This window comes from Phenylobacterium sp., assembly GCF_044371015.1.
GTDB lineage: Bacteria > Pseudomonadota > Alphaproteobacteria > Caulobacterales > Caulobacteraceae > Phenylobacterium.
This window is the reverse complement of record NZ_JBILUK010000115.1, coordinates 1-9,756: the sequence shown is the minus strand read 5'-3', so window position 1 is coordinate 9,756 and position 9,756 is coordinate 1. Positions and strand designations below refer to the sequence as shown.

Below are 9,756 nucleotides of genomic sequence, written 5' to 3'. Positions count from 1 at the left end.
GCCTCCAACGTCGACGCGGTGGCCGAGATCACCGCCCTGATCGTCGCCCAGCGCGCCTACGAGATGAACTCCAAGGTCATCTCCACCGCCGACAACATGCTGGGCACCGCCAACCAGACCAAGGCCTAGAGCCATGCGCACCGCCGCCCTCGCCTTGATCCTCGTCGCGCTCGCCGGGCCCTCGTTCGCCGCCCAGCCGGTCACGCTCCGAGCCCAGCCCATGGACGCGGACGGCGTGGTCACGCTTGGCGAGATCTTCGAGGGCGCTGGGCCCGCCGCCGGTCGCGCGATCGCCACCCGCAACGGCCCCATGCTTCTGCTCTCCGCGCAGGTCGTCCGCGCCGCCGCCGCACGCGCCGGCCTCGACTGGCCCAACGCCGAGGGCCTGCGGCAGATCGCCGTGCGCGGCGCCTCCGGGGCGACCGCCGCCGCGCCGCGCGCCAATGTCGAAGCCCTCACCTGGGCGCGCAGCCTCTCGGCCGGTGAGATCGTCCAGCCGCAGGATCTGGTCTGGGCCCCGGTCGCCGCCACGCCGGCCGATGCGCCGGGCGAGCCCGAGGCCGTCATCGGCAAGGCCGCGCGGCGTCCCTTGCGCGCCGGCGCCGCCGTCACCGGCCGAGATGTCTCCGCGCCGGTGGTGATTCGCGCCGGCGATGTGATCACCCTCAGCTACGACAATGGCGGCGTCTCGCTCTCGCTGCAGGCCAAGGCCCTGGCCGCCGGCGCTGTGGGCGAGACCATCTCCGTCCAGAACGTCACTTCGAAAAAGACCGTCCAGGCCGTGGTCTCCGGACCCGGCCAGGCCCTCGTCGGCCCCGCCGCCGAGGCGCTCAGACTCACCGCCCCCACCCGTATCGCGCTCCGCTGAAGGACACCCCCATGTCGCTCCGCATCCTCGCCCTCACAGCCCTGCTGCCGCTGGCCGCCTGCTCCACCGTCAAGGAAGCGGTGCGCGGGCCCGAGCTTGCCCCAGTCGGCTATCCTGCGGCGCTTGTGCCCCGCGAACAGGCGGTGATGGCGCTCCCCTCCGCACGCGACCCCGCCCCGCAGCCAGCCAGCGCCAACTCCTTGTGGCGGGTCGGCGCCCGAGCGTTCTTCAACGATCAGCGCGCCGGCCGCGTGGGCGACATCCTGACGGTGCAGATCGACATCGACGACTCGGCCAAGACCACCAACGCCACAACCAGCTCGCGCACCTCGGGGATGAGCGCCGGCGTCCCGGCCCTGCTCGGACTTGAGACCAGCCTGGGCAAGATCCTGCCCGGCGCCTTCGACCCGGCCAACGCCATCGAGACCAACTCGTCGACCTCCAACGCCGGATCGGGCCAGGTCAACCGCTCGGAGAAGATCAGTCTGACCATCGCCGCCGTGGTCACTGGCGTACTGCCCAATGGCAACATGCTGATCCAGGGCACCCAGGAGGTGCGAACCAACACCGACCTTCGTCAGCTGACGGTGGCGGGCATCGTGCGTCCCGAGGATATCTCGTCGGCCAACACCATCCGCCATACCCAGATCGCCGAAGCCCGCATCAGCTACGGCGGCCGCGGCGACCTGAGCCGCGTCCAGAAGACACCGGCGGGACAGTCGCTGCTGGAGCGGTTCTCGCCGTTCTGAGAGGCGACGACCTGACGGCGCCCGGCCTTCAGGCGTAGATCGCCACCACCTGCCGCCCGACCGCCAGCCGCCGCCCGCCAGCATCCCACAGACTCATGGCCTGCAGCGAATAGCCTTCGCCCGCCTGCTCGCTGACGGACCGCAGCAGCCGCCAGTCTCCGGCCGGGATGGGATGGAACAGGTCCAGGCTCCAGGTCGCGGTGCTGATCGGCGCGGGTTGCGGAAACGCCACGAAGGCGGCGGGCGGCAGCACGTCGGCGAGCGCGATCAGCGCCAGGACCGGGTCATCCCCCGCATCGGCCGCATGCCGCACCCAGACGGTGGCGTCCGGCGCTGCGCCGGGCGTCAGGGGACGGGCCCCGGCCGCGAGCCGGGCGTCGAAATTGCCCGCAAACCCCGGTGCAAAGCCGCCGGGCGGAAAGTATAGCTCGCATTCTTCGGGCGGTGGAACCGCGGGGCCCGATGCGGTGTCATGCGCAACCGCGCTCTCCCGCGCCGCGCCATAGGTCAGGATCGCCCGGGCGGCCGGTCCGGCCTCGCCGCTCGCCTCGACACCGACGACCGTCGCGGAGCGCCCCTGTCGCAGAATCCGGCTCTCGAACCGCAAGCGGCCCGCCGCAGGTCCAACGAGCGCGAACTGCGCCGATCTCAGGAGCGGCAAGTCCGCGTGCGTGCGCCCCGCCCCCGCTACGGCCAGCGCAGCCGTCAACCCGCCATATGCCGTGCGCCCCTGGCGCCAGCCCTCCGGGGCATCGATCTCAAAGCCCTCGCCCACGGCTTCCAGCCCGGCGATCACCTCTCGAAAGGTCGGCATGCTCTAGGCGCGCCGCCCGGTGGCGAGCGCGTTATCCACGCCCAGCGCCCGCAGCGCCGATCGCGCGATGCCCTCAGCGTCGAGCCCGGCCTGGGCGTACATCGCCTCGGGCTTGTCCTGGTCCTGAAAGATATCCGGCAGGGTCAGGGTGCGCACCTTCAGGCCCCGATCCAGCGCGCCATGTTCCGCGAGCGCATGCAGCACGAACGCGCCGAACCCGCCGGCCGCGCCCTCCTCCACCGTGATCAGCGCCTCGTGATCGCGCGCCAGTCGCAGGATCAGATCCACGTCCAAAGGCTTGGCGAACCGGGCGTCGGCGACCGTCGCCGAAAGCCCGCGCGCCGCCAGCAGGTCAGCCGCCTTCAGCGCTTCACCTAGCCTTGTTCCGAACGACAGGATCGCCACAGCTGTCCCTTCGCGAACGATCCGGCCGCGTCCGATCTCCAGCGGCTCCGCAAGATCCGGGATCGCCACGCCGACCCCTTCGCCGCGCGGATAGCGGAAGGCGCTGGGTCGATCGTCAATGGCCAGCGCCGTGGCCACCGCATAGGCCAGTTCCGCCTCGTCCGCCGGGCCCATCAGCACCATGCCGGGAAGCTGGCCCAGATAGCCCACGTCGAATGAGCCCGCATGCGTGGGCCCGTCCGCGCCCACCAGTCCCGCCCGGTCGATGGCGAAACGCACCGGCAGACCCTGGATCGCCACATCGTGGACCACCTGGTCGTAGCCGCGCTGCAGGAAGGTCGAATAGATCGCGCAGACCGGCTTCATGCCGTCGGCCGCCAGGCCCGCGGCGAAGGTCACGGCGTGCTGCTCGGCGATGCCAACGTCGAAAGTGCGCTCCGGGAACCGCTGGCCGAACAGGTCCAGCCCGGTGCCCGACGGCATGGCCGCCGTGATCGCCACGATCTTCGGGTCCCGCTCGGCGTGCTTGATGAGCTCCTGGGCGAACACCTTGGTGTACTGCGGCGCGGCGGCCTGCCCCTTGGCCTGTTGGCCGGTGATCACGTCGAACTTGACCACGCCGTGGTACTTGTCGGCCGCGTTCTCGGCCGGGGCGTAGCCCTTGCCCTTCTGCGTCACCACGTGGACCAAGACCGGCTTGTCGTCGATCTTCCGTGCGTTCTGAAGCACATGGACCAGCGCATCCATGTCGTGCCCGTCGATCGGCCCGATATAATAGAAGCCCAGTTCCTCGAAGAAGGTGCCGCCTGTCACCATGCCCCGGGCGTATTCCTCGGCCTTGCGCGCCGCTTCGCGCATCGGGCGCGGCAGCGCATTGGCCACCGAGCGGCCGAAATTTCGGATCGACTGATAGCCGCCGCCCGACACCAGCCGGGCCATATAGGCGCTCATGCCGCCCACGGGCGGGGCAATCGACATGTCGTTGTCGTTGAGGATGACGGTGAGCTGGCCCGTGGTTTCACAGGCCTTGTTCATGGCCTCGTAGGCCATGCCGGCGCTCATCGAGCCGTCGCCAATGACCGCGACGACCTTGTTGTCCTGCCCCTTGGCGTCGCGGGCGGCGGCGAAGCCCAGCGCCGCCGAGATCGAGGTCGCCGCATGCGCCGCGCCGAACGGGTCGTAGGGGCTCTCCGCGCGCTTGGTGAAACCCGAAAGGCCGCCGCCCTGGCGCAGGGTGCGAATCCGGTCCCGCCGGCCGGTCAGAATCTTGTGTGGATAGGCCTGGTGGCCCACGTCCCAGATCAGGATGTCGCTTGGCGTGTCGTAAACATGGTGCAGCGCGACGGTCAGCTCGACCACGCCAAGGCCCGCGCCAAGGTGGCCGCCGGTCACAGAGACCGCGTCGATGGTCTCGGCCCGCAGTTCGTCGGCCAGCTGGCGGAGCTGCGGAATCGAAAGACCGCGCGTGTCAGCAGGCCCGTTGATGGTGTCGAGAAGCGGTGTTTCTGGGGGCAAAGGGAAGTGTCCCGGCGGGGTTAGTGGCGGCGATCTAGCACGAAATCCACGCTCGCCCGCAGGATTTCAGCCCGCGATCCGAAGGGATCCAGATGCGTTTTCGTCTGGCTTCTGAGCAGAGAGAGCCGCTCCCGCGCGGCTTCCGCGCCCAGCAACGTGACGAAGGTGGTCTTGCCCTGGTCCGCGTCCTTGCCGGCCGCCTTGCCCAGAACCGCCGCATCGCCCTCGGCGTCCAGCAGGTCATCGACGATCTGATAGGCCAGCCCCAGATCGTGGGCGAACATCATCAGGGCGTGGCGCTCGGCCTCCTGGGCGTGGGCCATGACCAGAGGCAGCTCGAAAGCGCAGGCGATCAGCGCCCCGGTCTTCAACCGCTGCATCCGCGCCACGCCGCCCAGATCCTCGCGGACGCCCAGCATATCGATCAACTGGCCGCCGACCATGCCTCGCGCGCCGCAGGCCAGGGCCAGTCGATAGGCCAGTTCCGCCCGAACGCCGCCGTCCGGATGGGTGTCGTGATGCGCCACGATCTCGAAGGCGGCCGCCTGCAAGGCGTCGCCCGCCAATACCGCGGTCATCTCGTCATAGGCGATATGCACGGTCGGTCGGCCCCGCCGCATGTCGTCGTCATCCATGCAGGGCAGGTCGTCATGGATCAGGCTGTAGGCGTGAATGCATTCCAGCGCGCAGGCGGCCCGAAGCACCGGCCGGTCGTCGAGATCGAACATCCGACCCGTCTCCAGCGCGAACCAGGTCCGCAGCCGCTTGCCGGGCCCCAGCGCCGCATAGCGCATCGCTTCAGTCAGCCGGTTCTCGGGACCGTCCGCACGCGGCAAAAGCTCATCCAGCGCGACCGTCACCAGGTCCGCCGCCTCGGCCACACGCTGGGCCAGATCCATCAGCCAAACTCGGCCGGTTCGACGCCCGTGGCCTGCCCGCCAGCGCCCACCACGATCTTTTCGACGCGCAGCCGCGCCTGTTCCAGCCGCGCCTCGCAATGCGCCTTCAGCGCCGCGCCTCGCTCATAGAACCGGATCGAGTCCTCCAGCGGCGCTTGGCCGCTCTCCAGCCGCGCCACGATCTGCTCCAGCTCGGCCAGAGCGGCTTCGAAACTCAGGGTGGCGATGTCGGCGGGTTCAGACATGAGGGGGTTCTAGACCCAGCGCTCTACCCCGCCAAGGCCGCCTTGATCGCCGCCAGCCCTTCCGCCGCGCGACCGCCGTCCGGAGCGCCGCCCTGGGCGAAGTCAGGACGGCCGCCGGCGCCCTGGCCGCCCATGGCCACCACCCCGGCGCGCGCCAGATCAGCGGCGTTGAACCGGCTCTGCGCCGCGCCCGTCACCGCCACAGTGCAGGCGGCCTTGCCATCGGACGTGCCGACCAGCGCGATCACACCGTCAGGCAACTGCTTCTTGAACTCCTCAGCGATGGGTCGCAGGTCCTTGCCGCCCACGCCTTCCATCACCCGTGCGATCAGCATCACGCCGCCGACGTCCTCGGGGCCCGACGCCGTTGCGCCGCCGCCGCCCATGGCCAGCTGGCGCTTGGCCTCCGACAGTTCCTTGTCCAGCCGCTTGGCCTGGACCTGCAGCGCCTCGACGCGGGTCGCCACCTCGCCGACCGGCACGCGGAACTGATCCGCCAGCGCGCGCGCCACCCCCGCCTGGCCCAGCAGGAATCGCCTGGCCGCCTCGCCGGTCAGCGCCTCGATCCGCCGCACGCCGGCGGCCACGCCCTGCTCGGCGGTGATCGCGAAGACGCCGATATCGCCGGTGCGCGCCACATGCGTGCCGCCGCAAAGCTCGATTGAATAGGCGGCTCCCTCCCCTTTGCCGCCGCCCAGCGCCTGGCCGAGCGTCAGCACCCGCACGCTCTCGCCATACTTCTCGCCGAACAGCGCCACGGCCCCCGCCTCGATGGCCGCCTGGGGCGCCATGATCTTTGTGTCCGCCGCCCGGTTCTGACGCACAATGGCGTTCACTTCCGCTTCGATCCGGTCCAGCTCCTGGGGCGTCACCGGCCCGCCGTGGCCGAAGTCAAAACGCATGCGCTCGCCGTCGACCATCTGGCCCTTCTGGGTCACGTGGGGGCCGAGCACATTGTGCAGCGCCGCATGCAGCAGATGGGCGGCCGAGTGGTTGGCGCGCGTAGCCGTCCGCCGTTCGGCGTCGACGCTGAGCGTCACCTGCGCGCCGCCGGAGAGCGCCCCTTCGAGGATCTCCAGATCGTGGACATGCAGGTCGCCGGCCTGCTTCTGGACGTCCAGGACCCGGGCTCGCCCGAGCGTTCCATTGCCCATCGCCCAGCTGATCTCGCCCTGGTCACCCGCCTGGCCGCCGCTCTCCGCGTAGAAAGGCGTGCGGTCAAACAGGGCCAGCACCCGTGCGCCGGTCGCCGCGCCGTCGATCTCGGCGCCGTCCTCGACAAGCGCCAGCAGCTCGCCGGTCGCCTCCGTCTCGTCATAGCCCACAAACACGGTCGGTCCGAGGCGGTCGCGGATCGCGAGCCACTCGGCCGCGCCCGCCTGCTGGCCCGAGCCGGTCCAGGCCTCTCGCGCCATCTCCCGCTGCCGGGCCATCGCCGCATCATACTCTTCCAGGTTCACAGTCAGTCCCTTGGCCCGGACAGCGTCCTGGGTCAGGTCCAGTGGGAACCCATAGGTGTCGTAGAGCTTGAAGGCGGTCTCGCCCGACAGCACGTCGCCGTCGCCAAGGCCCGCGGTGGCCTCGTCGAGCAGCGCCAGGCCGCGGCCCAGGGTGCGGCGGAACCGCTCTTCTTCCTGGCGCAGGGTCTCGACGATCGCCGGCTCGGCCCGCTTCAGCTCCGGATAGGCCTCGCCCATCTCGGCCACCAGGGTCGGCGCGAGCCGGTGCATCAAGGGCTCTTCGGCGCCCAGCAGATGCGCGTGTCGCATGGCGCGGCGCATGATCCGCCGCAGCACATAGCCGCGTCCCTCGTTCGAAGGCGTCACGCCATCGGCGATCAGGAAGCTGGTCGAGCGCAGATGGTCGGCGATCACCCGGTGTGAAGGGCCGTTGGAGGCGCCGCCCGTCCCTCCAACCAGTTCACGGCTGGCGGCGATGATCGTGCGGAACAGGTCCACGTCATAGTTGTCATGCACGCCCTGCAGGACGGCGGCGATCCGCTCCAGCCCCATGCCGGTATCGATCGAAGGCTTGGGCAGCGCCGTGCGCGAACCGTCGGCGAACTGCTCGAACTGCATGAAGACCAGGTTCCAGATCTCCACGAACCGGTCGCCGTCCTCATCCGGGCTGCCGGGCGGGCCGCCGGCGATATGCGCGCCGTGATCGTAGAAGATCTCCGAACAGGGGCCGCAGGGGCCCGTGTCGCCCATCGACCAGAAGTTGTCGGCCGTCGCGATGTTGATGATCCGCTCATCCGGCAGGCCGGCAATCTTCTTCCAGAGCGCCCGCGCCTCCTCGTCGGTGTGGTAGACGGTCACCGTCAGCCGGTCTGGCGCGAGGGCGAAGTCCTTAGTCAGCAGCTCCCAGGCGTGGACGATCGCGCGTTCCTTGAAGTAGTCGCCGAACGAGAAATTGCCGAGCATCTCGAAGAAGGTGTGGTGGCGCGCCGTGTAGCCCACGTTGTCGAGGTCGTTGTGCTTGCCGCCGGCCCGCACCGACTTCTGCGACGACGCCGCCCGCGGCCAGGGTGAGGTCTCCGCACCGGTGAAATAGGTCTTGAACGGCACCATGCCGGCGTTGACGAACAGCAGCGTCGGATCGTTCTGCGGCACCAGCGGGGCCGAGGCGACCACGGCGTGGTCGTTCTTCCGGAAATACTCCAGGAACTGCGTCCGGATCTCGTTCAGGCTGGGCATCGTTCGGGGTCTCGAAAGGCGCGAAAGTCCACCCCGATCTGGGGTCGCGACCCTTTACGCGAAAACCAACCGCACGGGAAAGCCGCGCTTGCCCTCACCACCCGTGACGCACGCGCCGCCGTCTTGAACCGCGGAAGACGCTGAGATCGCGGAAGGACCGGTCGCAGTGATGTTCTGCGTCATTCCGCGCTTTCTGCGGTTCAACAGATGGCCCCTCAGGCCAACGACTCGCCGGACTTGAGGACGCCCTAAAGCGAGCCGTCCTCTTCGTCCGCTGCGCCGTCCACCGGTCCGACCAGCAGTTGCTCCTCCACCACGTCCTTGGCGCCGCGAACCTGCTTTTCGATCTGCTCGGCGATGTCGGGGTTTTGCTTCAGGAACTCGCGCACATTGTCCCGGCCCTGGCCGATCCGTTGACTGTTCCACGAAAACCACGAGCCCGATTTCTCGACCACGCCGGCCTTCACGCCCAGGTCAATGATCTCACCAAGCTTGGAGATCCCCTCCCCGTACATGATGTCGAACTCCACCTCACGGAACGGCGGGGCGACCTTGTTCTTCACCACCTTGACCCGGACATTGTTGCCGACGATCTCGTCGCGCAGCTTCACCGAGCCAGTCCGGCGGATATCGAGCCGCACCGAGGCGTAGAACTTCAGCGCATTGCCACCGGTTGTAGTCTCCGGACTGCCGTACATCACACCGATCTTCATGCGGATCTGGTTGATGAAGATCACCAGCGTCTTGGCCTTGGAGATCGACGCCGTCAGCTTGCGCAGCGCCTGGCTCATCAGCCGCGCCTGCAGGCCCGGCAGGCTGTCGCCCATCTCGCCTTCGATCTCGGCGCGCGGGGTCAGGGCCGCCACCGAGTCGATCACGATCACGTCCACGGCGTTGGAGCGCACCAGGGTGTCGGTGATCTCCAGCGCCTGTTCCCCGGTATCGGGCTGCGCAACCAGCAGGTCGTCGAGATTGACCCCCAGCTTGAAGGCGTAGCCCGGGTCCAGCGCATGTTCGGCGTCGACGAAGGCGGCGGTTCCGCCGGCCTTCTGCACCTCGGCCACCACGTGCAGCGCCAGCGTCGTCTTGCCCGAGCTTTCCGGCCCGTAGATCTCTACGATCCGCCCCTTGGGCAAGCCGCCGATGCCCAGCGCCAGGTCGAGACCCAGCGAGCCGGTGGAGTAGGACTCCATCTCCACCTTGCCCTTATCGCCCAGCTTCATCACCGAGCCCTTGCCGAAGGCCCGATCAATCTGAGCCAGCGCCGCTTCGAGCGCGCGCTGCTTATCGCCGTCTTCTTTTCCCACGAGCCTCAACGCTGACTGAGCCATCCAAGCCTCCGTATCCCACGATTCCGCCCACGGCGGCTTCGGGACTCTTGCGTATCGCCTTTGTTCCTTGTTCGCAAGACGTTCCCGGAACATTTTGGCGTGGGGTATAGCGAAGTGGGACGGCTCATAGGATTTGTCGCTGGCGGCCCATTCAGAATGTCGCTCGGCGGCAGCCAAGTGTCTGAATTCGGACCGCTTCGCTGCTCGTTGAGAAACTCCGGTATCGTGAACAGG

General features: G+C 68.8%; 9 protein-coding genes. 3 read left to right on the top strand and 6 right to left on the bottom strand.

What is annotated here, in order from left to right:
• The 3 genes from ACIQ3R_RS10870 to flgH form a co-directional block, all read left to right on the top strand.
• Positions 1-129 (top strand): flagellar basal body rod C-terminal domain-containing protein (locus ACIQ3R_RS10870; RefSeq protein WP_397418349.1); only part of this gene is annotated, 129 nt, incomplete at its 5' end.
• A 4-nt stretch (positions 130-133) separates the two neighbouring features.
• On the top strand, positions 134-868 hold the full coding sequence (gene flgA, locus ACIQ3R_RS10865) for a flagellar basal body P-ring formation chaperone FlgA (RefSeq protein WP_397418345.1): 735 nt from the start codon (positions 134-136) through the stop codon (positions 866-868).
• Between the two features lie 11 nt (positions 869-879).
• Entirely contained in the window at positions 880-1,617 is a 738-nt protein-coding gene (gene flgH / locus ACIQ3R_RS10860; protein ID WP_397418343.1) for a flagellar basal body L-ring protein FlgH, read from the top strand.
• A 28-nt stretch (positions 1,618-1,645) separates the two neighbouring features.
• On the opposite strand, the gene ACIQ3R_RS10855 is transcribed toward flgH, so the two are convergent.
• The 6 genes from ACIQ3R_RS10855 to recA all read right to left on the bottom strand — a co-directional run bounded on the left by ACIQ3R_RS10855 (position 1,646) and on the right by recA (position 9,522).
• Entirely contained in the window at positions 1,646-2,431 is a 786-nt protein-coding gene (locus tag ACIQ3R_RS10855) for a thioesterase family protein (RefSeq protein ID WP_397418341.1), read from the bottom strand.
• A gap of 3 nt (positions 2,432-2,434) precedes the next feature.
• Complete coding sequence (dxs, locus tag ACIQ3R_RS10850) at positions 2,435-4,351, bottom strand: 1-deoxy-D-xylulose-5-phosphate synthase (RefSeq protein WP_397418339.1); 1,917 nt, start codon at positions 4,349-4,351, stop codon at positions 2,435-2,437.
• A gap of 20 nt (positions 4,352-4,371) precedes the next feature.
• Complete coding sequence (locus ACIQ3R_RS10845; RefSeq protein ID WP_397418347.1) at positions 4,372-5,253, bottom strand: polyprenyl synthetase family protein; 882 nt, start codon at positions 5,251-5,253, stop codon at positions 4,372-4,374.
• Positions 5,250-5,495, bottom strand: coding sequence for an exodeoxyribonuclease VII small subunit (locus ACIQ3R_RS10840; protein ID WP_397418337.1), 246 nt, complete (start codon positions 5,493-5,495; stop codon positions 5,250-5,252). The genes ACIQ3R_RS10845 and ACIQ3R_RS10840 overlap by 4 nt, the downstream gene beginning before the upstream one ends.
• Before the next feature lie 23 nt (positions 5,496-5,518).
• Positions 5,519-8,191, bottom strand: a complete 2,673-nt coding sequence (alaS, locus tag ACIQ3R_RS10835) for an alanine--tRNA ligase (RefSeq protein ID WP_397418335.1) — start codon at positions 8,189-8,191, stop codon at positions 5,519-5,521.
• Positions 8,192-8,439: 248 nt separating this feature from the next.
• Positions 8,440-9,522: a recombinase RecA gene (gene recA / locus ACIQ3R_RS10830; RefSeq protein ID WP_397418333.1), complete on the bottom strand. Its 1,083-nt coding sequence runs from the start codon at positions 9,520-9,522 to the stop codon at positions 8,440-8,442.
• Between the last annotated feature and the right edge of the window lie 234 nt (positions 9,523-9,756).

What these genes read in the sequence shown, in the direction of transcription:
- recA (WP_397418333.1), bottom strand. Translation starts at nt 9,522, where the DNA reads ATGGCTCAGTCAGCGTTGAGGCTCGTGGGAAAAGAAGACGGCGATAAG.
- alaS (WP_397418335.1), bottom strand. Translation starts at nt 8,191, where the DNA reads ATGCCCAGCCTGAACGAGATCCGGACGCAGTTCCTGGAGTATTTCCGG.
- flgA (WP_397418345.1), top strand. Translation starts at nt 134, where the DNA reads ATGCGCACCGCCGCCCTCGCCTTGATCCTCGTCGCGCTCGCCGGGCCC.
- ACIQ3R_RS10840 (WP_397418337.1), bottom strand. Translation starts at nt 5,495, where the DNA reads ATGTCTGAACCCGCCGACATCGCCACCCTGAGTTTCGAAGCCGCTCTG.
- ACIQ3R_RS10855 (WP_397418341.1), bottom strand. Translation starts at nt 2,431, where the DNA reads ATGCCGACCTTTCGAGAGGTGATCGCCGGGCTGGAAGCCGTGGGCGAG.
- flgH (WP_397418343.1), top strand. Translation starts at nt 880, where the DNA reads ATGTCGCTCCGCATCCTCGCCCTCACAGCCCTGCTGCCGCTGGCCGCC.